Annotated in this window: 18 protein-coding genes; 7 read left to right on the forward strand and 11 right to left on the reverse strand. The window is 66.7% G+C overall.

Annotated elements, in window-relative coordinates:
* Positions 1-32 precede the first annotated feature (32 nt).
* The 9 genes from tssG to lptF form a co-directional block, all read right to left on the reverse strand.
* Positions 33-1,055 (reverse strand): type VI secretion system baseplate subunit TssG, encoded by a 1,023-nt coding sequence (tssG, locus tag ASD22_RS15820; RefSeq protein ID WP_056085506.1) that lies wholly within the window; start codon positions 1,053-1,055, stop codon positions 33-35.
* Positions 1,019-2,902, reverse strand: coding sequence for a type VI secretion system baseplate subunit TssF (gene tssF / locus ASD22_RS15825; protein WP_056085507.1), 1,884 nt, complete (start codon positions 2,900-2,902; stop codon positions 1,019-1,021). Before tssF ends, tssG begins: the two co-directional genes overlap by 37 nt.
* Positions 2,903-2,907: 5 nt before the next feature.
* Positions 2,908-3,411, reverse strand: coding sequence for a type VI secretion system baseplate subunit TssE (gene tssE, locus ASD22_RS15830; RefSeq protein WP_056085508.1), 504 nt, complete (start codon positions 3,409-3,411; stop codon positions 2,908-2,910).
* Positions 3,412-3,427: 16 nt separating this feature from the next.
* Positions 3,428-4,225, reverse strand: a complete 798-nt coding sequence (locus ASD22_RS15835) for a type VI secretion system accessory protein TagJ (RefSeq protein WP_235577670.1) — start codon at positions 4,223-4,225, stop codon at positions 3,428-3,430.
* A gap of 80 nt (positions 4,226-4,305) precedes the next feature.
* On the reverse strand, positions 4,306-4,806 hold the full coding sequence (locus tag ASD22_RS15840; protein WP_056085510.1) for a type VI secretion system tube protein Hcp: 501 nt from the start codon (positions 4,804-4,806) through the stop codon (positions 4,306-4,308).
* A gap of 119 nt (positions 4,807-4,925) precedes the next feature.
* Positions 4,926-6,419, reverse strand: a complete 1,494-nt coding sequence (tssC, locus tag ASD22_RS15845; protein WP_056085511.1) for a type VI secretion system contractile sheath large subunit — start codon at positions 6,417-6,419, stop codon at positions 4,926-4,928.
* A 4-nt stretch (positions 6,420-6,423) separates the two neighbouring features.
* Complete coding sequence (gene tssB / locus ASD22_RS15850) at positions 6,424-6,936, reverse strand: type VI secretion system contractile sheath small subunit (protein WP_007080353.1); 513 nt, start codon at positions 6,934-6,936, stop codon at positions 6,424-6,426.
* Positions 6,937-7,307: 371 nt separating this feature from the next.
* Positions 7,308-8,399 carry an LPS export ABC transporter permease LptG gene (gene lptG, locus ASD22_RS15855; protein ID WP_056085512.1) on the reverse strand — a complete coding sequence of 364 codons (1,092 nt, stop codon included), beginning with the start codon at positions 8,397-8,399 and terminating at the stop codon, positions 7,308-7,310.
* Positions 8,396-9,511 (reverse strand): LPS export ABC transporter permease LptF, encoded by a 1,116-nt coding sequence (gene lptF / locus ASD22_RS15860; protein WP_056085513.1) that lies wholly within the window; start codon positions 9,509-9,511, stop codon positions 8,396-8,398. The genes lptG and lptF overlap by 4 nt, the downstream gene beginning before the upstream one ends.
* Before the next feature lie 98 nt (positions 9,512-9,609).
* Between lptF and ASD22_RS15865 the strand changes: the two genes are divergently transcribed.
* Entirely contained in the window at positions 9,610-11,094 is a 1,485-nt protein-coding gene (locus tag ASD22_RS15865; protein WP_056085514.1) for a leucyl aminopeptidase, read from the forward strand.
* A gap of 88 nt (positions 11,095-11,182) precedes the next feature.
* Positions 11,183-11,602: a DNA polymerase III subunit chi gene (locus tag ASD22_RS15870; protein ID WP_056085515.1), complete on the forward strand. Its 420-nt coding sequence runs from the start codon at positions 11,183-11,185 to the stop codon at positions 11,600-11,602.
* 121 nt (positions 11,603-11,723) lie between these two features.
* Here ASD22_RS15870 and ASD22_RS15875 read toward each other — a convergent pair whose 3' ends face one another.
* The gene (locus tag ASD22_RS15875; protein ID WP_056085516.1) at positions 11,724-15,323 is read right to left on the reverse strand and encodes a hybrid sensor histidine kinase/response regulator; all 3,600 of its coding nucleotides are present in this window, start codon (positions 15,321-15,323) and stop codon (positions 11,724-11,726) included.
* Positions 15,324-15,458: 135 nt separating this feature from the next.
* Between ASD22_RS15875 and ASD22_RS15880 the strand changes: the two genes are divergently transcribed.
* The 4 genes from ASD22_RS15880 to ASD22_RS15895 all read left to right on the forward strand — a co-directional run bounded on the left by ASD22_RS15880 (position 15,459) and on the right by ASD22_RS15895 (position 19,623).
* A complete protein-coding gene (locus tag ASD22_RS15880; protein WP_056085517.1) occupies positions 15,459-16,940 on the forward strand; it encodes a GTPase in 1,482 nt (493 codons plus the stop codon).
* Between the two features lie 167 nt (positions 16,941-17,107).
* Positions 17,108-17,689, forward strand: coding sequence for a cytochrome b (locus tag ASD22_RS15885; RefSeq protein WP_056085518.1), 582 nt, complete (start codon positions 17,108-17,110; stop codon positions 17,687-17,689).
* Complete coding sequence (locus ASD22_RS15890; RefSeq protein ID WP_056085519.1) at positions 17,686-18,246, forward strand: YceI family protein; 561 nt, start codon at positions 17,686-17,688, stop codon at positions 18,244-18,246. The genes ASD22_RS15885 and ASD22_RS15890 overlap by 4 nt, the downstream gene beginning before the upstream one ends.
* 12 nt (positions 18,247-18,258) lie before the next feature.
* Positions 18,259-19,623, forward strand: coding sequence for a GTP-binding protein (locus ASD22_RS15895; protein WP_056085520.1), 1,365 nt, complete (start codon positions 18,259-18,261; stop codon positions 19,621-19,623).
* Positions 19,624-19,696: 73 nt separating this feature from the next.
* Here ASD22_RS15895 and hrpA read toward each other — a convergent pair whose 3' ends face one another.
* On the reverse strand, positions 19,697-23,803 hold the full coding sequence (hrpA, locus tag ASD22_RS15900; protein WP_056085612.1) for an ATP-dependent RNA helicase HrpA: 4,107 nt from the start codon (positions 23,801-23,803) through the stop codon (positions 19,697-19,699).
* 136 nt (positions 23,804-23,939) lie between these two features.
* Between hrpA and ASD22_RS15905 the strand changes: the two genes are divergently transcribed.
* Positions 23,940-24,407, forward strand: coding sequence for a Dps family protein (locus ASD22_RS15905; RefSeq protein ID WP_056085521.1), 468 nt, complete (start codon positions 23,940-23,942; stop codon positions 24,405-24,407).
* Positions 24,408-24,419 lie beyond the last annotated feature (12 nt).

Consider the following 24,419-nt stretch of genomic DNA (forward strand, 5'->3'; position numbering starts at 1 on the left):
CTGTTGTGATCGAGTGGCGCTGGCGCGCCGCATTACCCCGCCGGCCTGAGCACCACCTGGTCGGCGTCGCCGTCGTGCTGGCGCCTGCCCATCCACGTGGTCAGCCCCAGCCGACCGGCCTGCCCCAGGCGCGTCACCGGCACCTCATCCCGGTTCAGCACCAACTGCACATCCCACGCTTTCTCCTCGCCGATGTAGGTCTTGACCGCCGCCAGCAGTTGCCGCAGCGCTTCCCCGCCCGGCAGGAAGTTGTTGAACTGCGCGCGGTTCAACGGCCCAAGCTGCAGCCGAAAGCGCTGCTGCGCACCCCACACGTACTCGCCCATCACTGCGGTCAGGCCGAGCCCCGCCACCTCGCTGGAATGACCCAGCCGCAGGTGTGCCGTCGGCGGCAGCCGCATCCATTCGGCCATGAACTCCACGATGCGCACGGGGATGCGGAAGAACTGTTCCAGCAACGTACTCAGGCCCTCGGCGTTGCGCGTTTGTGCCAGCAGGCGCCCGGCAAAGAAGCGCTTGTACTGGTCGGGCATCGCATCGCGGCCCTCAAGGCCGGGCGTCGACAAGCCCACCAGCGCACCCGTGTACAAACGGAAGCGATCCTCCTGCGGGCGATCGAACTGCACCGTGGGCTGTGCATCAGCCCAGACCCGATAGAACAGGCTGGTCATGCGGTGGTGGAAGATGTTGGCGAACGCGATGAAGGTGGAATCCTTCTCGTTGTGCTGGCGATCGATCGCGTACTCGGTCAGGTGCAGCGGCAGTGGCGCATTGGGGCCGAACAGGCCGAAGAACAGCCCATGCATGCGCGCCGGCGCCCCCGCGCCACCCGGCTCGAAACGATCGATGGTGCGCGGTGCGAACGCCAGGGACGGCGTGTGGCACAGGCGCACCATGTCCTCCGCCGGCTTGGTCGATTCGCCCACACGCGGCTGCTCGGGAAACGCGCACTCCAGCCGACGGATGGCCTCGAAAAATTCGAAGTCCTCCGGTCGGTCGCGCAGCGCGTTCTGCAGCGCTACAGCGTCTGTCGTTTGCCGAGCCGCACGGACCATCGGGCCACCTCGTTGCGTTCAAGGGTGCGTAGCACGGTTTCGGTAAACGAGTTCACCGAAACGTAGCGCGCGAAAAAATGCTGCATGACCGAGCCCAGCAGGAAGGCCCCGGTGCCTTCGAAGGCGCCGTCGTCACAGGTGAGCGTGATCTCCAGGCCGCGGCCGAAGGTGATCGGGCCGGGCACGGGAATGCGCCGCACGATCGACTGCGAGCTGACCGCCTTGATGCCTTCGACCTGGCGTCGGGCGCTGGAGTCGAACTCGTCGCAGTAGAGCGTCAGCATCTCGCGCAGCGCGGCGGCGCCATCCTCGTGGCCGTCGCCCAGCAGCGAGACGTAGTTGAGTTGCAGGTGGCTCAGCAGCCGCCACGCGGTTTCGCCCACCGCCACCGACGCGCGCGGCTTGGTCGGGCCGGCCACGCAGCGGATGGATTCCACCGGCGCACCCACGTCCAGGGTGAAATCGGTATGCGATTTGCCCACCGGCATCTGCAACGGCAGGTCGCGGTTGGTACACAGAAGCTGCATGCCGATCTGGCGCAACTGGGTGGAGTACGGCGCATCGGCCGCGTCCACCAGCGAAACGAACATCTCGTTGCCCACGTAACTGGAGCGCGCGCCGTGCAGTTTCTGTCGCGACGACAGCAAACGCGGCTCGCGACGCACGGTGTAGAACGCCGCGTTGCCGCTGTGCCAGGTGCGCTCGTCGCAACCGTAGAACGGCTGGAAGCGCTGCTCGGGCTCCTGCCGGTCGCCGAAGCCTTCGACCTGGCTGACGCTGTGGATTTCGAAATCCATCGGCCGCGTGCGGTCGGCCAGCACGTGATATTCGGTCTTGCCCTGCTGCAGGTGGATGCGGTCGGCGCGGCGCGGGAACAGGTTGATGGCCGGCGTGCAGAACAGGCGGAAGTTGCCTACGTCCACGGCGTTGTGCAGACGGCTGACGCTGCGGTCGAACAACACCACGATCTCGAACTCGCTGCTGTTCGAGCGCGCCAGCACCTTGCGCAAGCCGGTGAACACGGCAAACAGGAAGCGCTCCGGGCAAGCAAAATATTCCTGCAACAGGCGATAGCCGCTGAAAGACCGGCCGCTGTAGGGAATCAACGCCTCGCTGTCATCGAAGCCCTTGCTGTGGATGCTGCCGGCGTCGAGATGCTCTTCGATCGGACCGCTGGCGCCCTGCGTGCGCACCACCACGCCCACTGCGTTGGCGAGAAGTTGTTCGTACAGCCGTTTGGGCAGTTCGTCGGCGCCGGCGATGAACAGCGGCAGCTCATCCAGCGTCAGCATGTTGGCCTGCGCGCCGGCCGTCACCTGGAATTTCAGTCGCAGACCGGCGCGCACGGTCTTGCTGGAGGGAATGACCACGCCAGCGGCTGCAATGGCGGCGGGTGTTTCGAAATACTTCGCTTCGATGATTTGCAGCGGCCACAAGGTGACATCGTGCGCCGTGCGGTATTCGCAGGCGGTGCGGTCGTCGCGCCCGATCAGGCTGCGCAGGGCGGTGTCGCGCGCCACGGCATGGCCGGTCACCAGCGCCGTGTCCTTCAGGTCCGCCTGCATCTGCACCACGGTCATCGACGGCACCGGCGACAGATAGTGCGGGTAGATCATCTCCATCAGGTGCTGGGTGAACACCGGTTGCTGCGCATCGAGTTTCAACTGCACGCGCGCGGCCAGAAACGCGAAGCCTTCCAGCAGCCGCTCCACGTACGGGTCGGCGCATTCGAAGCCTTCCATGCCCAGCCGGCCGGCGATCTTCGGATACTCGCGCGCGAACTCGCCGCCCATTTCACGGACGTGCTGCAATTCCCGGTTGTAATAACGCAGCAGGCGCGGGTCCATGACGGTCAACCAAAACTTTCAGAGACGTTGAACTTGCCTGTTTCCAGGTCCACTTCGGTTTTCAGGTACAGGTTCAGCGGGATCGGCTGCGCCCACATCTCCGATTCGATGTTGAACACCAGCGACTGGTGATCCATGCGCGCACGGTCGGCCTGCACCGTCACGCGCAGCGTGCTGCTGGTGAGACGGGGCTCGAAGGCCACAATGGCGTCCTTGATCTGCCGCTGCAGCGCGCTGCCGTCGACGCCGGCCAGCACCATGCCGGTCAGGTCCGGAACGCCGAAATTCAGCACCGAGCGGGCCACCTCGGGATACAGCTCCAGGTCGACGTCGTTACCCATGTGCACGCAGTTGAGCAACCAGGAAATGTCGCGCGTGACGCAGTCGCGCAGGCGGGTAGCCGAGATCACCCTTTTCTCGCGGCTCTCCTCGGACTTGCCGGGTTCGTCGTCGGTCAGACGGTCGAGCAGCGAGGGCTGCAATCGTTCCTGGGTAGTGAGTTCGGCCATGGCTCGTGCGCCCTGGTCAAACGCTGTCGAAGGAAATGGTGCGAATGTCCAGCAAGGGGTATTCGCCGGCATCGGTGGCGAACATGCGCTGCCCGGAGCCCACGTAGAAGTCGTCGGCCGGGCTCAGCCAGTCCGTCTTGCGCGCCAGCACCACGTCGCTGTCGGCGGAGCGCTCCGAATCGGGATAGCGGCAAGGGATAAAGCCCACGGCCTGGCCACCGTTGGTCCAAGTGATCTGCACCGGTGCCCACACCTTGTCGCGCAAATCGGTGGGTGATTCGAATTTCAGCATCTGCAAACGCGCAAACGGCACCCATGCGTAACTGCCGTTGACGACGATTTCCAGGCACGGGCCAAACCGCGGATCGGCATCGGCGATCCATTCGAACGGTGTGTCATCGATGCGGCCGGTTACGGCCGGCGCCTGCTCGAACGCCTGCTCGCGCAACGGTGCCGCCTGGTGATGCTTGCCCTGGGCATCCAGCTTGAACGCCTGCAGCAGCAACGCCACCCATTGTTCCGGTTCGCCGATCAACGAGGGCGAACGCTCGCCTTCCACGACCTGCGCACGCATCAGCTCGCCCTGCAGTGCCTGGGTGTAGGCGTTGACCATCAACGTGTTGCCGGGATCGAGCTCGCCGCTGACGTTCAACTGGTTCTGCGCCCGCTCCCACTGGCCCATCAAGGCAAGCAACTGGAACAGGAACACGCGTGACTTGGCATCCGCAGGCTTGCCGCGCACCTGCGCCGTCAATTGCTGCAATGCCTCGTTTACCCGGCCGGCTTGCAGCAGGTTCTGGGGATCTGCATCCACGATCAATCACCACTGGGTAAGGAGAACGAAGTCGGGACAAACGCCCTGCTGACCCGAAACCGGGCCAGCAGGGCGGTGCATCAGGCCGCAGCGACCTTCTGCATGTCGTAGGTGAAGTCCTTGGTACCGCCATCCTTGGAGCCGTCATCCTTCTGCGGCTGGAACATGAACTTGAACTTGCCGAAGTGCAGCGTGATGTTCTCGGTCAGCTTGTCTTCGCCGCCGCTGCCACCGGTGCTCAACGACGTGATCAGCACGCCCTCGCTGAGCTCCAGGGTGAGGAAGTCGGTCTGTTCGCCGGTGGCATTGGTGACGTACAGCCAGGCCTGCTCGACGCGGCCGCCGGTGCAGACGGCGTTCAACAGCGCGTTGGAACTGCCGTCCACGTACTTGGTGAGCGAAATGTCCTGGATGTTGGCCTTGCCACCGCCACCGCCACCACCCTGGTGCAAGTTGCCGGAGTTGGAGGCACCCCACGACCACGCCAGCACCGGGATCTCGTCCTTGTGCTTGGCGTGGGTGGACGTGCCCTTGACCTCGACTTTGCCCTTGCCGAACTTGATGTGCATGTCAAATGCCATGAAACCTCTCCTCTGTTTCCTGATTGATAAAGGAATACCGTCCGACCGAGACCTGCGCTCGACGCGATCGATGCTCCTGTCGCGGGTACATCATTGAAACGCTGCCCGTTGCCGAGGTATCAGGCCTTGGCAGCGGAGGGCAGGCGCGAAACCAGCCGCAGCGACACGGTCAGGCCTTCCAGCTGGTAATGCGGCTTGAGGTAGAACTTCGAGGTGTAGTACCCCGGAGCGCCCTCCACTTCCTCCACCACCACCTCGGCCGCCGACAACGGCTTGCGCGCCTTGGTCTCTTCGCTGGAGTTGGCCGGGTCGCCGTCGACGTAGTTGGTGACCCAGTTGGTCAGCCAGCTCTGCATCTGCTCGCGGCTGCTGAACGAGCCGATCTTGTCGCGCACGATGCACTTCAGGTAATGCGCGAAGCGGCAGCAGGCGAACATGTACGGCAGACGCGCGCCCAGCGCCGCGTTGGCGGTCGCGTCCGGATCGTCGTACTCCTCGGGCTTGTTCAGCGACTGCGCGCTGATGAAAGCCGCCATGTCGGAGTTCTTGCGATGCACCAGCGGCATCAGGCCCATCTTGTCCAGCTCGGCCGAGCGGCGATCGGTGATCGCGATCTCGGTGGGGCACTTCATGTCCACGCCGCCGTCGTCGGTGGGGAACGTATGCGCCGGCAGGCCTTCCACCGCGCCGCCGGACTCGATGCCGCGGATACGCGAGCACCAGCCATAGGCCTTGAACGAGCGGTTGATGTTGACCGCCATCGAGTACGCCGCGTTCTGCCAGGTGTACTTGGAGGAATCGGCACCGGCGGTGTTTTCCTCGAAGTTGAATTCCTCGACCGGGTTGGTGGCCGCGCCGTACGGTAGGCGCGACAGCGTGCGCGGCATGGCCAGGGCCAGGTACTTGGAATCATCCGATTCGCGCAGCGAACGCCAGGCGGCGTAATCGGGCGTGGAGAACACCTTGGCCAGGTCGCGCGGATTGGACAGTTCGTTCCAGCTGTCCATGCCCATCAGCGACGAGTTGGCTGCCGCGATGAACGGCGCATGCGCCGCCGCCGCCACCTGGGCGATGCCGCTCAGCAATTCCACGTCGGGCGGGCTGTGGTCGAAGTAGTAGTCGCCGACCAGGCAGCCGTACGGCTCGCCGCCGAGCTGGCCGTATTCCTCTTCGTACATCTTCTTGAAGATCGGGCTCTGGTCCCACGCGGTGCCCTTGTAGCGCTTCAGCGTCTTGCCCAGCTCCTTCTTGGAGATGTTCATCACGCGGATCTTGAGCTGCTGGTCGGTCTCGGTGTTGTTGACCAGGTGATGCAGGCCACGCCACGCGCTTTCCAGCTTCTGGAAATCGGCGTGGTGCATGATCTCGTTGATCTGCTCGCTGAGCTTGCGGTCGATCTCGGCGATGTAGGCATTGATGGTCTGGGTGACGTCGTCGGAAACGATGTCGGCCTTGCCCAGCACCTGCTCGGCCAGCGTGCGCACGGCGGATTCGACTTCCTCCTTGGCGCGCTCGCTCTTGGGTTTGAATTCCTTGCTCAGCAGCGCGGCGAAGTCGCCCGCTTCGAGGGTTTCGGTGGCGCCGCCCTGTTCGGCCTGTGTTTCGGTTGCCATGTGTTTACTCTCCGTCCGTGTCAGCGGGCTTGGCCGCCGATACCAGCGATTGCAGCAGTGCGGGGTCGTTGATGGCCTGGGCGATCAGCTTCTCCGCGCCGGCCTTGCCGTCCATGTAGGTGCTGAGGTTGGCGAGCTGGGTGCGCGCCTCCAGCAGCTTGGCCACGGGGGCGACCTTGCGGGCCACGGCGGCGGGGGAGAAGTCGTCCATGCTCTCGAACGTGATGTCCACGTTGAGGTTGCCTTCGCCGGTCAAGGTGTTGGGCACGGCAAAGGACACGCGCGGCTTCATCGACTGCAGGCGGTTGTCGAAATTGTCGACGTCGATCTCCAGCGCCTTGCGCTCCTCGATCGACGGCAGCTCGCTGTTGTTGACGCCGGACAGGTCCGACATCACGCCCATCACGAACGGCACCTGGACCTTTTTCTGCGCGCCGTAAACCTCGACGTCGTACTCGATCTGCACGCGCGGCGCCCGATTTCTGGCGATGAATTTCTGACTACTCTGCTTGGCCATGCTTTTTGTCTCCTCGGAGGAAGGGCAACTTGTTCACTGGGCGCAACGTGGCCGGCCCGTCGGGCGCATGAGCTCGCAGCGGTGCCATGCAACCGCCGCGATGCCCTCGAAAAACCAGCACTTGATACCCCTTTTTCAGATGCGTTCACGTCATGCCCGCCCCGCGGGCTGCGCACGAAGACGCGCACAGCGATGGAACGTGCCGCGGAAGCGATTTCAGACAGAAATGTCGCTCCACCTGTTACTGCGTGGTCGCGTCGTGAACTTGCTCAAGGCGCCGAAGTCGATGTTTATCTTTCGTTCATAAACGAAAGACGGCCGCAAAAAAATGTCCGCGTGGGCGCACGCGGTCGACATGCAGACGGGTTGGATCAGGCGTGGCGGCGGAAATAAAGCCAGGCGGCCAGCGCCAGCACCATGGCGGGCAACAGGTTGGCCGGCAAGGCGGGCACGCCGTAAACCGTGCCGAAGTTGACCAGCGCCTGTTGCAGGAAATACCAGCCGATGGCCAGCAACATCCCCACGAACATGCGCTTGCCCAGGCCGCCGGAACGCAGCGTGCCGAACGCGAACGGCATCGCGCACAACACCAGCACCAGCACGTTGAGCGGGTACAGGGCACGGCCCCAGAACGCCACGGCGTAACTGCCGGGGCTTTCGCCGTTGCGCTCCTTGTAGGCCATGTTGCTGAGCAGATCCCGCATCGACAGGTACTGCGGCTGGATCATGTTCTGCGCCAGCACCTGCGGGTCCAGGCTCGACTGCCACGACTGGGTGTCGCTCTTGCGCGTATGCACGCCCTGCGCATCCAGCACGCTGCTGCGCACGTCGTGCAGCATCCACTGGCTGCCTTCGTGCTCGGCCGTGCGCGCCCAGTCGAAGCGGCTGAGCTGGCCGTCGTCGGTCATGGTGAACACGCGTACGTCCGCCAGTTGCACGGTGCCCCGTGCGCTCAGCATGGCGGCCTTGGCGTTGATGATGTTGTTGCCGTCGCGCGCCCACAGGCCGCTGTTGGTGGCCATGCCGAGGTTGCCGGCCTTCAGCCGCAGCTGCATCGCCTGCGCCTGCTGGTCACCCCACGGCGCGGCCGTCTCGCCCAGCACCACCACGCCGACGATCAGCACCCCGATCACCCCGGCGGCCGATGCGGCGATGCGCAAGCGCGACATGCCCGCCGCCCGCAACGCGGTCAGTTCACCCGTCGACGCCAGCCCACCGAGACCCAGCAGCCCGCCGATCAGGGCGGCGTTGCCGAACATCTCGTAGGCGCGGCGGGGAAAGGTCACCAGCACGTAGACGATGGCGTTGTTGAGCGTGTAGCCGTTCTTGCCCACGTTGTGCAGCTGGCGCACCAGCTGGGTCATGGCGTCGAAACCGGTCAACACCAGCCACACCATCAGCAGCGAGCCGAGCACGCTCATGCCCACCAGCCGGTCGACCCGCTTGATCGTGAACGTGCTCATGCGTTCCCCGCTGCGGGCCGCGAGGTGGCGATTTTCCGTGGACTGTATTGCTTCCACAGCAACCATGCGGCGAACAGCACCACCAGCAGATGCAGCCCCCACAGCGGCGCCTGGTTGTGCCAGTGACCCTTGCCGATCTGCGCGCGGCCCATGGCCAGCAACAGGTAGTACAGGTAGAAGATGATCACCGCCAGCAGCAACCGGCCGTAACGTGGTTCGCGCGGATTCTGCCGCGACAGCGGTACCGCCAGCAGCAACAGCACCAGGGTCAGCGCCGGCGCGTTGGAGCGCCAGGCGAATTCGGCACGCGCGTCGGGGGCGTCGGTGCCGGCCAGCGTCCAGCTGTCCAGCGCGTGCACGGGGTCGTCGCCCTCATCGCCCTGCACGTCCGAAAGCGCAGTGTCGTTGCGCGCGTAGTGCATGCTGCGCCAGTCATCCGTGCCCAGCGGGATGTCGTATTGCCAGCCCTTCTCGAAAGCGATGAAGCGATTGCCGCCATCGCTTTCCTGGTAGAGCTGGCCGCTGGCCGCGCTGACCAGCTTGATGTGCGGCTGGCCGTCGCTGTCGCGCTGGGTGGCCACGAACGTGCGTCCCAGCTGGCTGCCGTCGCGGTTCAGGCTCTCGACGAAAATGATGCCGCCCTTGCCCGGCAGATCGGTGAAGCGGCCCGCGTCCAGCCCCACCGCGATCACCGAACGGTTGGCCGCGGCCACCATCATGTCGCTGGTACGCACCGCCCACGGCCCCAGCCACAACGACACCACGGCGGTGATCAATACCAGCACGCCACTCAGCAGCAGCACGGGCTTCAACAAGCCGCTCGCGCCCATGCCTGACGACGCCAGCACGTGCATCTCGCTTTCGCGGTACATCCGGCCCAGGCCCATCAGCACGCCGATGAAGCTGGCCAGCGGCAGCATGTTGGTGAGGCCGTCGAGCGTGCGCAGCCCCAGCACCTGGAACATCACGCTGGCGGGAAAGCTGCCGCCGGCCACTTGCTGCAGCACGCGGGCGAACGCGCTGCCGGCCACGATCACCAGCAGCACCACCACGGTGGCGGCCACGGTTTGCGCCAATTCACGCAGGAAATAGCGGTCGAGGATGCTCAGCATGCGATAAACTAACCCGCTCTCCAGCCGTGCCCAGACCGGCCGGCAAACCGCGAGTTTAGCCTGTCCGGCCCGCGCCGGGCCCACACAGGAATCTTCCGATGACATTGCAGTTCAGCCTGGGCGCCGCCGCGCCCGAAACCGTCGACAGCACCTGCATAGTGGTCGGTGTGTACGAACACGGCGTGCTCAGCAACGCGGCAGCGCAGGTCGATGCCGCTACGGCAGGCGCCATCAAGAGCCAGCTGGAAAGTGGCGACATCAGCGGCAAGGCCGGCAATTGCGTGACGCTTTTCGCGCCGGCGGGCATCACCGCAAAACGCGTCCTGGTGGTCGGCCTGGGTGCACAGAAATCGTTCGACGGCGCGCGCTTCCGCAAGGCCTGCATGGACGCGGCACGTGCGCTGGCGAAGTTGCCGGTGACTGAAGCGGTGTCGTATCTCACCGAGGTGGACGTGCCCGGCCGCGACAGCGCCTGGCGTGTACGCATCGCCGCGTTGGCGGCCGATTACGCCGCCTATCGCTACACCGCCACGTTCAAGCCGCGTGACAAGAACCCGCTGCCGAAGCTGGCCACGCTCACCTTCGCCGCCGGCGACGATGCCCAGCGCGGATTGGAGCAGGCGCGCGCCATCGCTGAAGGCGTGCGCTTCGCCCGCGACCTGGCCAACCTGCCGCCGAACATCTGCAACCCCATCCATATCGCCGAACAGGCGCAGGCCTTCGCCAACGGGCAGGCGCAGGTCAGCTGCACCGTGCTCGATGAAGTCGAGATGGAGAAGCTGGGCTTTGGCTCGCTGCTGGCGGTGGCACGCGGCTCGGTCAACAAGCCGCGATTGATTGCGCTGGAATACAAGGGCGGCAGCGACGGCGACAAGCCCTACGCGCTGGTCGGCAAGGGCGTCACCTTCGACTCCGGCGGCATCAGCCTGAAACCCGGCGCCGGCATGGAGGAAATGAAGTTCGACATGGGCGGCGCCGCCGGCGTGCTGGGCGCGTTCGTGGCCGCGGTGAAGATGGGCCTGAAGCTCAACCTGGTCTGCGTGGTGCCCAGCGTGGAGAACATGCCCGGCGGCGACAGCTATCGTCCCAGCGACGTGCTGACCAGCCTGTCCGGCCTCACCATCGAAGTGCTCAACACCGACGCCGAGGGCCGGCTGATCCTGTGCGACGCGCTGACCTGGACGGCACAGCAATTCAAGCCGCAAGCCATGGTCGACGCAGCCACGCTCACCGGCGCCTGCGTGGTGGCGCTGGGCAAACATGCCAGCGGCCTGATGAGCAAGCACGACGACCTGGCCGCCGAACTGCTGGCCGCCGGCGAGGAAACCCTCGACCGCGCCTGGCGGCTGCCGCTGTGGGATGACTACCAGAGCCAGCTCGACTCGGGCTTCGCCGATGTCGCCAACATCGGCGGCAAGAGCGCCGGCGCCGTCACCGCCGGCTGCTTCCTGTCGCGCTTCACCGAAGGCCAGCGCTGGGCCCATCTGGACATCGCCGGCACCGCCTGGGATGAAGGCCGCAAGGGTCTGGCCACAGGCCGGCCGGTAGCGTTGCTGGCGCAGTGGCTGTTGGATCGGGAATAGGAAATCGGGGATGGAGAAGCCGGCGGTGTCATCGCGCCGGCTTTGCTCCTACCATCCCCTATTCTCCATTCCCCATTCCCTGCTCACCATGCGCGCTGATTTCTACCTGATCGACAAACCCCGCTTCCGCGAGCAACCGTTGTTACTGGTGTGCGAGCTGACCAAGAAGGCGTTTGCCGCGCAGCAGCCGCTGCTGATCCTGACCCGCGATTTCGCCCAGGCCGAGGCGGTCGACGAATTGCTGTGGTCGTTCGACGAGGACAGTTTCATCCCGCACCAGCTGGCCGGCGACGAGGATGACGCGACGACCGCGGTGCTGATCGTGCCGCTGGGTCTGGAAACCGCCGACCGGCCGCTGGTGCTGAACCTGCGTGACGCCTGCGCGCCCGGCAACTACCAGCGCGTGCTGGAGGTGGTGCCCGCCGACCCGTCCGCACGCGAAGGTTCGCGCACGCGCTGGAAGGAATACCAGCGGCGCGGTTTCGAGGTACGCAAGTTCGACATGTAAGCGTCATGCCCTGTGGCAGCGACTTCAGTCGCGATGCTCTTGCTTTGGGGCCCCGGACAAAGGCATCGCGACTGAAGTCGCTCCCACACACCATCCCTCCCGGCGCCGACCGACCGATCCATCAGCCGGGCTCGATTTCCACGTCGACCTTCGCGAAATTGGCCAGTGCATCGGCCAGTTGTTCGCCACTGACCGGCTTGCGCAAGAAGCCGTCCATGCCTGCGGCGCGAGCCAGCGCTTCGTCCCCGCTGCCCGAGCGCGCGGTAACCGCCACGATCGGCACACGCTGACCGGCCGGCTCGCGTTGCCGGATCAGCCGCGCGATCTGGAAACCGTCCACGCCGGGCAGGTCCAGATCCAGCAGCACCACGTCGAACTGCGCATGCGGCAGTTCGGCCAGTGCCGCCAGGCCGTTGGCCACGTGACAGACGTCGTGGCCCTGCTGTTCCAGCAGCCCACGCAGCACGGCAGCGACAATGGCGTCGTCTTCGACCATCAGTATCCGGCGCGCCTGGCCACTGCGGTGGCTGGCAACCGTCGACGGCGCCAGCGGCGGCGGTTCGGGCAGCGGCAGGCGCACGCGGAAGATGCTGCCGTGCGCCACCCGTGATTCCAGCTCGATGCTGCCGCCCATCATGTCGGCCAGTTCGCGGCAGATGGCCAGGCCCAGCCCGCTGCCGGCGCGCCGCTGCGGCCCTGCTTCCTGTTCGAACCGTTCGAACAGGCGCGCCTGGCTGGCTTCGGGGATGCCGGGGCCGGTATCGCTGATGCTGAAAAGCAGGCCATCGGCCGAGCGCTGCGCCCGCACCGTCACGCTGCCGCGCTGGGTGAACTTCAACGCGTTGTTGGCCAGGTTGAGCAGGATCTGCTTGACCCGCACCGCGTCGCCGACCACCCGTTCGGGCAGGTCGTCATCCACCTGCAGCACGAAGCGCAGGCCCTTGGCCTGTGCCAGCCCCTGCTCCAGTTGCGCCACGTCGGTGACCAGCTGGCGCGGGTCGAACGGCGCCAGCTCCAGCTCCAGTCGGCCGGCCTCGATGCGGGCCAGGTCCAGCGCATCATTGAGCAGCTTCAGCAACATGCCGCCGGAGCGCTGCATGGCTTGTGCGTAATCGTGCTGTTGCGCATTGAGAGGCGTACTCAGCAGCAACTCCGCCATGCCCATCACGCCGGTCATCGGCGTGCGTATCTCGTGGCTGAGCGTGGCCAGGAACTGCGTCTTGGCGGCGCTGGCCTGCTCGGCCAGTTCGCGTTGCTGCTCGATGAGCTGCAGGCGGTAGCGCTGCGCCATGCGGTTGCGCCACCCGCGCAAGACCAGGCCACCCACCAGTGCCAGCACCGCCACGTAGATGGCCCATGCCCACCAGCGCGCCCACGGTGGCGCCTGCACGTGGATGCGCAACGGCGTGGCCAGGTGTCCCCATACGCCGCCCGGGCCGGCCGCCATCACCTCGAGCTTGTAATCGCCCGCCGGCAGGCCGGCAAAATCGCGCTCGCCGCGATGGTCCACGTCCACCCAGCTGGTGTCGAAGCCGGTCAGCTTGAAGCGGTAGCGGTTGGCCTCCGGGTTGACGTAGGAGGCCACGCGCACTTCCACGCGCAGATCGCGGTCGCGCCAGTGCAACGGCACCACGGAACCATCGCGTGGCAGCGCGTGGATGGCGCCATCACGCTGCACGTTGAGGCTGGCCAGGGTCACCTGCGGCGGCGAGCCGGCGGGCACCGCCGCGGGGAAAAGCGCCGGCTGGAATGCCACCACGCCACCGCTGTTGGCGGCAAACATCATCCCGTTGGCTGCGACCGCCACGGCGCCGCTGTTGAACTCCACATTCGACAAACCCTGCGCCGGGCCAAACGACCTCAGCTGGCGGCTGTCCTTGCCCATCCGCCACAAACCGGGATTGGCAAACATCCACAGATTCCCGCTCCGGTCGATGCGCAGGTCGGTCAGCACCGACGCGAACGGCTGCGCGCTGATGTCGACACTGTCGTCGCGCCGGGCCTTGCCGTCGGCGTAGCGGTAATGGTCGAGGCTGTGGCGCGTCACCAGCCAGAAGCCGCCGGCATCGCGCGCAAACGTGAGGATTTCATGCCTGGGCACGCCGTCAACCAGCACCATCTGCCGTGACGCCGGATCCCAGCGCCGCAGCCCGTCGGCGCTGGCGTACCAAGGCCCATCGGCGTAGCAGCCGATCTGGTCGACGGCCACCGAATCCTCGGTGGGGTCCTCCATCGGTATTTTCGATATGGCGCGACTGTCGGCGTCGATGGCGAAGACGCCGCCGCCCCAGGCCGCCACGTAGATGCGGCCGTCGGTGGCGGCGCAAAGCATCACCGGCCGCATGATGCCGGCCTTGTGGATATCGATGGGCGACAGCTTGCCGTGATCGAACAGATGCAGTTCGCCCGGGCTGGCGATCCACAGGCGCCCGCGCAAATCCTCGGCCAGCCACACGATCTGCCCGCGCACGCCGCGCACCACGTGCTGGACCTTGCCGGTGGTGGCGTCCAGCTTGTCGACCCAGCCGTTTTCGCCACCCACCCACAACTGGCCGTCGCGCGCCAGCAGGATCGCCGAGGCGGCGATGTTGGACAGGCTGGTCGGGTCGTCCGGCACGTGGGTGAAACGGGCGAAGCCGTTCCAGTCCGGCGGCAGGTAGGCGACGCTCGATTGCTCGAAGGTGATCCACAGGCCGCCTTCATGATCCAGCGCGGTCTGCCAGATCTTGCTGCCCGGCAGCCCGCCCGGCAGCAGCGGCTGGCTGGCGATGGCCTGCAGTTTGCCCTCGCCCGTATCCAGCAGCAGGCCATCCATGGTGCCGATCCACAGCCGGCCCTGTGCATCGCGCGTGCTGCTGGGAATGCGCCGCGCGGCCAGCGCCTTGTTCGCCACGGGGCGCGCCACGCCGTCGCTGCCAATGATCAGCAACCCGCCGGTCATCGACACCCGAACCTCGCCGTGGCCGCCTTCGATATGCCAGGCCATGCCGACGTCGCCCTCGAATGATCGATCGATCGGCACCCGGCTGATGGTGCCGTCGCCATGACGCAGGAACAGGCCGCGCCTGGCGCCTATCCACAGCCGTCCATCCGCATCGGCCAGCAACGCGCGGGTTTCGCCGAACGCCGCGGCGTGTTCGCCCGCCGCGTCCAGCGCGAGATGGTCGAAGCCGTTGCCGTCGGCGCGCAGGCGGTCCAGGCCATGGTCGGTGGCTACCCACAGCGTGCCGTCGCTGGTTTCGGCGATGCTCCACACCTCGTTGCCGGAGAGGCTGTCCGGCTTCGCGTCGTCATGCTCCCAATGGCGAAAGCGGCCACTGCGCTGATCGTAGGAAATCAGCCCGGTGGAAATGCCGCCGGCCCAGATACGGTTCTCGCAATCCACGAACAAGGCGTAGGTGGTATTGGCCGGCAGCGAGCCGGGGTCGGCGTCCGAGTGCCGAAACGTCTTGAAGCTGACGCCGTCGAAACGCACCAGCCCGGCCGACGAGCCAAACCACATGAATCCGTTGCGATCCTGCGCCACCGAATACACCGGCCCGCTGGGCAGGCCATCGGCCACGCCATAGCGACGGAATTGCGGCGTGGGCAGGGGGCCGACAACCGATGCACCGGCGACGGGCGCGGTAGTGGCGGACGCCGACGCGGCGTACGCCATGTTCACGGCAAGCACCAGCAAGGCGGCCGCACGCACTGCGTGTCGCAGGAACATTGCCAACATGGATGTCCTCCCCGGCGCCCATCATGCCAAAAGCGGCCACATGCGGCGAGCGCCGACGCGTCCGGCGTGCGGCCTGACACCGTGCCGCGGCCCCGGCGCTCCGTTACCGGGGCGCATGCACACTAGAATGCCGGCATGCCCCGACGCTTCCGACTTCTGCTCACTGCACTGGCCCTGGCGGCGCTGCTGTGGCTGCTGTTTGCCGCTGCCGAGCGCGCGCTGGCCTTGGCGCAGCGTTTTCTGGCCTTGCCGACGGCGCTGCAATGGACGTTGGGCGGCACGCTGACGATCTTCGCCGTGGCTGGCCTGTCGGTGCTGTGGTGGCTGCTGCGGCCGCGACGCAAGCGCCGACCGGTGGCGGCACCCGATCGCGGCAGCCTGGAGCAACGGATCGACCAATTGCGCAGCCGCGGCGCGGACACCGGCGCGCTGGGCAGCGAGCTGGCCGAACTCGACCGCCGCCGCGCCAGCGAGCGCGTCTACGTGGCGCTGTTCGGCGAAATCTCCACCGGCAAATCCAGCCTGATCCGCGCGCTGGCGCCGCAGGCGATCGCCGCCAGCAACGTGCGCGGCGGCACCACGCGCGAGGTGCGCCACCACGACGGCCAGTTGCCCGACGGACGCACCCTGGTGCTGGCCGATGTGCCCGGCAGCCGCGAAGCCGGCGGCGAGGCGCACGAAACCCTGGCCCGCGAGGAGGCACTGCGGGCGCACGCGGTGATCTACCTGTGCACCGGCGACCTCAACCGCCAGCAGGCCGATGAACTGCGCTGGCTGGCCGACTTCGGCAAGCCGCTGCTGCTGGTGCTGAACAAGGCGGACCAATGGGACGCGACCGAGCGCGAGCAGTTGCTGGCCCACCTGGGCCAGTTGTCGCGTGGCATCGCCAGCGCGGTGCTGGCGATCAGCGCCGGCGGCAGCGAGCGCTTCCAGCGCACGCTGGCCGATGGCCGCACCGAAACCGTCGAACGCCAGCGCCAACCGGCGATCGAACCGTTGCTGGGCGCCCTGGCCCGACTCACCGCCCGCGGCGCCAAAGGCCTGGAAAACCGGCGCGAGAACGCCGTGCTGGCGGGCCTGCATCAACGCACCGGCGCGCTGGAAACGCAAAGCCGCGCCGAGGAGGCCGAGCGCATCGTGCGCAAATACGCCCGCCGCGCCGTAGTCGGCGCGCTGGCCGCGGTGGCGCCGGGCAGCGACCTGGTGATCCAGGGTGTGCTCGCCACCGGCCTCACTCGCGCCCTGGCCCAGTTGCATGAGGTGCCGGTCAGCGATGTGCAGATCGAGGATTTCGTGCGCCAGGCCCGGCTCACCCTGCGCACCGGCAGCTCGATCGTGCTGGCCGTGGCTGGCAATGCGCTGAAGGCATTTCCCGGCCTGGGCACGCTGGGCGGCGGCATCTTGCACGCCTTCGCCTACGCGCTGATTTTCGACGCGATGGGCCGCGCGCTGTCCGCCTCGCTGGCCGAACGCAACACCCTCGACCAGGACGATGCCGGCGCCCGCCTGAAAGCCCTGCTCACCGACGCCGACGGCCCGCGCCTGCGCCAGCTGGCCGCGCTCACCCTCGACGCCGTGCGCGAGCGCGACGCACCACCACCCGCCAAGAACCTGTAGGAGCGACTTCAGTCGCGATGCTTCTGTTTTTTGACCCCCCAGAGCAGAAGCATCGCGGCTGAAGCCGCTCCCACAGGGGGGAACACACCGTTCGTCGATCTGCTACTGGCAGCTTCACTACCCGTCAGCCAGACTTCGGCCATCCATTTCCGCCTGCAGGACATCGCATGACACTGCGCAGCACTACCGATCGATGGGGCGCGATCGCCAAGGCCTTCCACTGGACGATCGCGCTGGCGATCCTGGGCAATGGCGTATTCGGCCTGCTGATGGATCTCTCCCATTCACCGATGCAGAAGATCAACTGGCTGGCGCTGCACAAATCCATCGGCCTCACCGTGCTGGCGCTGGCGTTGCTGCGCCTGTTGTGGCGGTGGTTCGATGGTCGGCCACCTGAGGAGCCGGCACCGCGCTGGCAACAATGGTCAGCGCGGGCGGTGCACGCTTTTTTGTACGCATTGATCGTGGCGATACCGCTCAGCGGCTGGTGGTTCAATTCGGTCACCGGCAAGCCGCTGCAATGGTTCAAGCAGTTCAACCTGCCCGCGCTGGTGCCGAAGGACGACACGCTGCGCCACTTCGCCCACGGTGTGCACGAGTACCTGTTCTGGTTTCTGCTGCTGGTGCTGGTGGCGCATGTGGGCGCCGCGTTGAAACACCACGTGTTCGACAACGACAATGTGTTGCGCAGGATGCTGCCGTTCGGCCGCCCGCGCCCGCTTCCGGATACCGAAGGAGACCGCCGATGAAACGCCCCGTCCTGTCATCTGTCGCCCTGCTGCTGGCGCTGGCCTTTCCCGGCCTTGCCGCCGCCACCGATTACACCGTGCAACCGGCCGCAAGCAAGCTGGGTTTCAGCGGCAGCTTCCAGGGCGAAACCTTCAACGGCAATTTCGACACGTGGACCGCGGCCATACGCTACGACCCTGCCGACCTGGCCCATGCCGCGTTCGACGTCACGGTGACCCTGGCCAGCGTGAAAACCGGCGACAGCGATCGCGACAGCGCCCTGCCCGGCAGCGATTTCTTCGACGTGGCGAAATTCCCCACCGCCCACTTCGTCACCACGGGTTTCCGCCGCAACGGCGCGCAGGTCATCGCCGACGGCAAACTCACGCTGCGCGGCGTCACCAAGCCGGTAAGCCTCGACGTGACGTTCCAGCCGGCCGCCCAAGGCGCCACGCTGGATGTGGATGGCGTGGTGCATCGGCTCGACTTCGGCGTGGGCGGCGGCGAGTACGCCGATACGTCGGTGATCGGTGCCGACGTGAAGGTCACCGCGCATCTGCAACTGACCGCGAAATAACGGCGCGCGGCATTGGCTATCGACAGCTTGTGGCAGCGCCTGCGCGGACTCGTCCGACCAACGCCGCGCGATCCTGAAACAGCGCCGCAAGCCCGCACGTCCAGCGGGTCGTCGCGCGTGGCCGACAGCCTGCGCAGCCTGCTGGACGACCCCACCATCCCCGCTGCGGTACGCAGCGAACTGGCGGCGGATTTCGCTCGCATCGAAAGCATGCTGGCGAAACTGGAGCGCGGCGAATTGCACATCGCCGTGTTCGGCCGCGTGTCGGCGGGCAAGTCGGCGCTGGGCAATGCCTTGCTCGGTCACCAGGCGTTTCCCGTGGGCGTACTGCACGGCACCACTACCGAGGCCGGCCAGGCGCTGCTGGACGAGGCGCAACACGACGGCCTGGTGTTGATCGACACGCCGGGCATCAACGAACTCGATGGCGAAGCGCGCGAGCGGCTGGCTTTCGACGTGGCCGAGATCGCCGACCTGGTGGTGTTCGTCTGCGATGGCGACCTCACCCGGCAGGAACTGGACGCCCTGAAAACCCTCGCCGCCACCCAGCGCCCGCTGCTGCTGGCGTTGAACAAGGCCGATCGCTACGGCGCCGATGAACTGGCCGACCTGCTGGATCATCTGCGCCAGCGCGTGGCCGGCCTGGTACGCCCCGACGACGTGCTGGCCGCGGCCGCGTTACCCGCGGCGCAACGCGTGGTCGACGTCGACGCGCAGGGCAAGGAAACCGTCCACCAACGCGCTCCTGCCCCGGACGTGGCGGCGTTGCGCGAGCGCCTGCTGGCGATCGCCGCGCGTGAGGGCAAGACGCTGTCGGCCATCAACGCCGGCCTGTATGCGGGCCGGCTCACTGACCAGGTCAGCGCCCGCATCGCACAGACGCGGCAGCAAGTCGCCACCCGACTGATCCGCCATTACTGCCTGGCCAAGGGCGTGGCGGTGGCGTTGAACCCGATTCCCGTGGCCGACCTGCTGGCCGCTGCGGGGCTGGATGCGGCGATGGTGGTGCAGCTGTCGCGCATCTACGGCCTGCCGCTGACGCGTGCCGAATCCGGCCGGCTGGTGGCGGTGATCTCGGCGCAGCTGGCCGCCTTGATGGGCGCCATCTGGGGCATGCAACTGGTGGCTTCCGCGCTCAAGGGCATGAGCGCCGGCTTGTCAGTGCTGGTGACGGCCGCGGCGCAGGGCGCGCTGGGCTGGTATGCCACGGTGCTGATCGGCCGCGCCGCCGAACGCTACCTGGTCGGCGGCAAATCCTGGGGCGACGCCGGCGCCAAGCGCGCCGTCGCCGACATCGTGGCCAGCCTGGATCGCGACTCGATCCTGCGCGAGGCGCGCGGGGAAATCCTGAAGCGGCTGAAGTCGCAACGGGGATAACGCGCCCACCTGTAGGAGCGGCTTCAGCCGCGACCACGCACCGCTGCACTTCCCGTCGCGGCTGAAGCCGCTCCTACAGAACCCCCAGCGCCTTGGCCAGGCGCTTCGCCGACACCGGTTCGGCCGTCTTCAGTTCCTGGGCGAACAGCGACACGCGCCACTCCTCGATCAGCCAGCGCAGTTCCGCCAGCGCCTGCGCATCGACGCCGGCGGCGCGGTGTTGCAGGTAGGCGCGCCAGTACGGCATCACCTGCAGCATGCGTTGCTGATCCTTGGCCGGGTCCTGGCGCAGCCGTTCGGCGCGCAACCGCATGCCTTTCAGGTAGCGCGGGTAGTGGGCCAGCCGTTCCAGCGACAGCTCGCGCAGGCATCCAGGCGTGAGCAGCGCATCGAACTGCTCGTGCAGGTCGTCGTAGCTGGCGCGGGCAAAGCCCATCAGCGGAGGCTGCAGCCAGGGCTTCAGATCGGCTTGCGCCTCGATGATCGGCTCGGCCAGTTTCAGGCGATCCACCGCGGCGCCGAACAGTTCGCGCGACAACTGCGTGCGCAGTTTTTCGAAATCGCCGGCGGTGCGCGCATCCAGTGCGTGACGCGACAGCAGGTCGGTGAAGCCGCCTTCCACCAGATCCTCGCGCAGGCTGTCGATGCTGCCCAGCGGCGCGTACTTCAGCGACAGCGGGTTGGCGATCGGCAAGCGGCGGCGCGCCTGCTTCGCCTCACTGGCCAGCGCGTTGCGCAGCAAGCGCACCACGCCTTGCCGGTGGGCTGCGCGCGCCTCGTCGCTGCGCTCGAACACGCGCAGCGCCACGGTCTCACCCAAGTCCACCAGGGCCGGGAACGCGGCCAGGCCACCCTCGGAGCGCACCTGCGCGGGGATCTCCTCGAAATCCCAGCTGGCCACGTCCTCACGAGTCAGCTCGATGTCGGTCTTGCGCGAGAACGCCTCCCGCGCCTGGCCTTCCCAGCGACCGCGCAGCTCGGCCAGGTCACGGCCGCTGGCCATGGTCTTGCCCGGTTTAGCAGCATCGCCCTCGTGCAGGCGATAGCGCATCAGGAAATGCGCAGGCAACTCGACCGCGTCGAAAGCCGCCGCGTCGATGTCGACGCCGGTGGTGCGTTTCAGGAAACCGGCCAGCACCTTCGCCAGCGATGCGTCGCGCGGCGCTTCGGCCTCGACAAAGGCGCGGGCGAAATCCGGCGCGGGCACGAAATTGCGGCGCAGGGTTTTCGGCAGGCCGCGGATCAGCTCGGCCACTTTTTCGCTGAGCAGGCCCGGCACCAGCCACTCGCAACGCGCGGCGGGCAGCGCGTTCAACATCGCCAGCGGCAGGTGCAGGGTAACGCCATCGGCCTCGTCGCCGGGCACGAAGCGGTATTCGAGTTTGTAGCGTTGCGGTGGGATGTCCAACCACGCGGGAAACGCCTTCGCATCCAGCCCCGCGCCGCCGGCCATCACATCATCCAGCGACCAGCGCAGCGCCGCCTGCTCGGCGGGACGCGCCTTGCGGTACCACGCATCCAGCGCGCGGCTGCTGGCGATGTCCTCGGGCAGCTTGCCTTCGAAGAAGGCCACCAGATCATCTTCATGGCGGATCAAGCCTTCGCGTCGCTGCTTTGCCTCAATGCCCAACGCCTCTTCCAGCACGCGTTGGTTGGCCCGCACGAAATCCGATTTGCTGTCGATGTCGCCACGCACCAGCGCCTCGCGCAGGAAGATCGCGTGGGCCAGCGCCGGGTCCTGCCGCTGGAACGTCACCGGCCGCTTCTCCACCAGCACCAGCCCGAACAGGCTCACCTGTTCGTACGCCACCACGCAGCCGCGCTTTTTCGACCAGTGCGCCTCACGGCAACTGGTGCGCAGCAGGTGCGCGGCCTGCTGTTCGATCCACAGCGGTTCGACCCGCGCATTGCTCATGCCCCATACGCGCCCGCCCACGTCCAGGATCTGCGCGCTGAAGATCCAGTTCGGCGGCGTCTTGGACAGCGCCGAGCCGGGGAAGACGTGGAACTTGCGCTCGCGGGTGCTCTGGTAGATGCCCTTCTCGTCCTTGCGACCGACCTGGGTGGGCAGGCCGGCGAGCAGCGAGCGGTGGATGGATTCAAAAAGACGCGCAGCGTCTTTTTCATCAGCAACCTGCTCTTCGCGTTCGCCTCCTCTCCCCTCTGGGGAGAGGATTGAGGAGAGGGGTCGGGGCTTGCGTGGCGCTTCATGGGGGACGTGCTTCTTCTTTCCACTATCTCGCGGAACCGGCCCCTTGCCCGGCGGGATCGCGGAGGAAAGGTGCCAGCCCAACTCGGCCACCACCAGCAACAACTGCCGATGCAACTCACGCCATTCGCGCATGCGTATGAAGCTGAGGAAATGCCGCGAGCACCAGTCGCGCAGTTTCGACTGGGTCAGTTCCTCGTGGGCATCGTGATAGGCGCGCCACAGGTTCAGCACGCCGATGAAATCGGACTTGGGGTCGGCGAACAGCGCATGCGCGGTATCGGCCTGCTGGCGGGCGTCGGCGGGGCGTTCGCGCGGGTCCTGGACGCTGAGGAAGGAGACGATGGTCAGCAGTTCGCGCAGGCTGTGCAGCTTCTCGCCTTCCACCAGCATGCGCGCCAGTTGCACGTCGATCGGCAACCGCGCCAGGGTGTGGCCGATGGCGGTGAGCTTGCGCGCGTCGTCGATCGCGGCGATCTCCGCCAGGCGACGATAGCCGTCGGCCACCACGCGGGGATCGGGGGCGTCGAGGAAGGGGAACTGCTCCACGTCGCCTAGCTTCAGCGCCAGCATGCGCAGGATCACGTTGGCCAGCGATGAGCGCAGCAGTTCCGGATCGGTGAACGCTGCGCGGCCGGCGAAATCCACCTCGTCGTACAGCCGGTAGCAGATGCCCGGCCCCACGCGGCCGCAGCGGCCCTTGCGCTGGTCGGCGGCGGCCCGGGAAACCGGCTCCACGTGCAGCCGTTCGAGCTGGCTGCGCTGGCTGTAGCGCTTCACCCGTGCGGTGCCGGTGTCGATCACGTAGCGGATGCGCGGCACGGTGAGCGAGGTTTCGGCCACGTTGGTGGCCAGCACCACGCGACGTTTGGTGCCGGGCCTGAACACGCGATCCTGGTCGCCGGCGGAAAGCCGTGCGTACAGCGGCATGATTTCCGTTTCGCGGTATTGGCGACGCGACAGCAGCTGGTGCGCGTCGCGGATCTCGCGTTCGCCGGGCAGGAAGACCAGCACGTCGCCGCGCGGGTCGTCGTGGGTGATTTCGTCCAGCACGGCGGCGATGTGCTCGGCGCTGCCTTGCTGCAACGAGGTCTTCTGTATGAGCGGCTTCAGCCGCGACCCGGATTCCCTCTCGCCGCCTGTCGCGACTGAAGTCGCTCCTACAGGGTCCACCGGGCGCCAGCGGGTTTCGACCGGGTACGCGCGCCCTTCCACTTCCACCACCGGTGCGCCATCGAAATGCGCAGCAAAGCGCGCGGTGTCGATGGTGGCCGAGGTGACGATGATCTTCAGTTGCGGCCGCTTTGCCGCCAGCTGTTTCAGGTAGCCCAGCAGGAAATCGATGTTGAGGCTGCGTTCGTGCGCCTCGTCGATGATCAGCGTGTCGTACGCGGAGAGCCACGGATCGCCCTGGGTTTCGGCCAGCAGGATGCCATCGGTCATGAACTTGATCAGGCTGCGTTCGGACACCTGGTCGTTGAAGCGCACCTGGAAACCCACGATGTCGCCTACCGGCGTGCCCAGCTCCTCGGCCACGCGGCGTGCCACTGAACGGGCGGCTAGCCGGCGCGGCTGGGTGCAACCGATCATGCCCGCCTCGCCGCGGCCGGCGGCCAGGCACAGCTTGGGCAGCTGGGTGGTTTTTCCTGAGCCGGTCTCGCCGGCGATCACCACCACCTGGTGCTCGCGGATCAGCTTGACGATGTCGTCGCCGCGGGCGCTGATGGGCAGCGATTCATCCAGCCGGATCGCCGGCTTGGCGGCGACGCGGGCGCGGCGTTTTGCCGCCGAGCGCTCGATATCCGCGCGCAACGCCGCCACCTTGTGTTCATCGGGCTTGCGCGACAGCGTGCGCCAGCGACCCAGCAGGCGGCCGAAGTCGCGGCTGGCCACGGTATCCAGCTGCCGGCGCAGCTTGCGCAGGCCGGGATCGGCGGCGGATTCGGGAGTGGGCGGGTCGGAGGCATTCATCGAACCGCGCATGATAACTGCTGGCGACGGCCTGATAGTCGAAAGCTATCGGCGGCATATAAAGGTTTCATTTCACCAACAACGATCGTCCCGCTACTGTGGGTCCATCGCATCGATCACCAAGAAGGAGCAACACATGGCCATTTCCATCGGTATCGCCAAAAAGGATCGCGAAGCAGTCGCCAAGAACCTGTCCAAGCTGTTGGCCGACACGTATTCGCTCTACCTGAAAACCCACAGCTTCCACTGGAACGTCACCGGGCCGCAGTTCAACAGCCTGCACGCGATGTTCGAGACGCAGTACAACGAATTGTGGCTGGCCGCCGACGAGGTGGCCGAGCGCATCCGCACGCTGGACGTGTTCGCGCCCGGTTCCTACAGCCAGTTCGGCAAGCTCACCTCGATCAAGGAAGAGCCCGGCGTGCCGGAATGGAAGGAGATGGTCGGCCAGTTGGTGGAAGGCCACGAGATCGCCGCTGCCACTGCCCGCGAGACGATCAAGGTCGCCGACAAGGCGGGCGACGAAGGCACCGCCGACATGGTCACCGGCCGCCTGAAGGAGCACGAGAAAACCGCGTGGATGCTGCGCTCGCTGCTGCGTTGAGCTTTACGCGCT

Source organism: Rhodanobacter sp. Root480 (assembly GCF_001426645.1).
GTDB lineage: Bacteria > Pseudomonadota > Gammaproteobacteria > Xanthomonadales > Rhodanobacteraceae > Rhodanobacter > Rhodanobacter ginsenosidimutans.

What these genes read in the sequence shown, in the direction of transcription:
- ASD22_RS15905 (WP_056085521.1), top strand. Translation starts at nt 23,940, where the DNA reads ATGGCCATTTCCATCGGTATCGCCAAAAAGGATCGCGAAGCAGTCGCC.
- lptG (WP_056085512.1), bottom strand. Translation starts at nt 8,399, where the DNA reads ATGAGCACGTTCACGATCAAGCGGGTCGACCGGCTGGTGGGCATGAGC.
- tssE (WP_056085508.1), bottom strand. Translation starts at nt 3,411, where the DNA reads ATGGCCGAACTCACTACCCAGGAACGATTGCAGCCCTCGCTGCTCGAC.
- ASD22_RS15890 (WP_056085519.1), top strand. Translation starts at nt 17,686, where the DNA reads ATGAAACGCCCCGTCCTGTCATCTGTCGCCCTGCTGCTGGCGCTGGCC.
- tssG (WP_056085506.1), bottom strand. Translation starts at nt 1,055, where the DNA reads ATGGTCCGTGCGGCTCGGCAAACGACAGACGCTGTAGCGCTGCAGAAC.
- ASD22_RS15885 (WP_056085518.1), top strand. Translation starts at nt 17,108, where the DNA reads ATGACACTGCGCAGCACTACCGATCGATGGGGCGCGATCGCCAAGGCC.
- ASD22_RS15865 (WP_056085514.1), top strand. Translation starts at nt 9,610, where the DNA reads ATGACATTGCAGTTCAGCCTGGGCGCCGCCGCGCCCGAAACCGTCGAC.
- ASD22_RS15880 (WP_056085517.1), top strand. Translation starts at nt 15,459, where the DNA reads ATGCCCCGACGCTTCCGACTTCTGCTCACTGCACTGGCCCTGGCGGCG.
- ASD22_RS15875 (WP_056085516.1), bottom strand. Translation starts at nt 15,323, where the DNA reads ATGTTGGCAATGTTCCTGCGACACGCAGTGCGTGCGGCCGCCTTGCTG.
- tssC (WP_056085511.1), bottom strand. Translation starts at nt 6,419, where the DNA reads ATGGCAACCGAAACACAGGCCGAACAGGGCGGCGCCACCGAAACCCTC.
- tssF (WP_056085507.1), bottom strand. Translation starts at nt 2,902, where the DNA reads ATGGACCCGCGCCTGCTGCGTTATTACAACCGGGAATTGCAGCACGTC.
- lptF (WP_056085513.1), bottom strand. Translation starts at nt 9,511, where the DNA reads ATGCTGAGCATCCTCGACCGCTATTTCCTGCGTGAATTGGCGCAAACC.
- hrpA (WP_056085612.1), bottom strand. Translation starts at nt 23,803, where the DNA reads ATGAATGCCTCCGACCCGCCCACTCCCGAATCCGCCGCCGATCCCGGC.
- ASD22_RS15870 (WP_056085515.1), top strand. Translation starts at nt 11,183, where the DNA reads ATGCGCGCTGATTTCTACCTGATCGACAAACCCCGCTTCCGCGAGCAA.
- tssB (WP_007080353.1), bottom strand. Translation starts at nt 6,936, where the DNA reads ATGGCCAAGCAGAGTAGTCAGAAATTCATCGCCAGAAATCGGGCGCCG.
- ASD22_RS15840 (WP_056085510.1), bottom strand. Translation starts at nt 4,806, where the DNA reads ATGGCATTTGACATGCACATCAAGTTCGGCAAGGGCAAAGTCGAGGTC.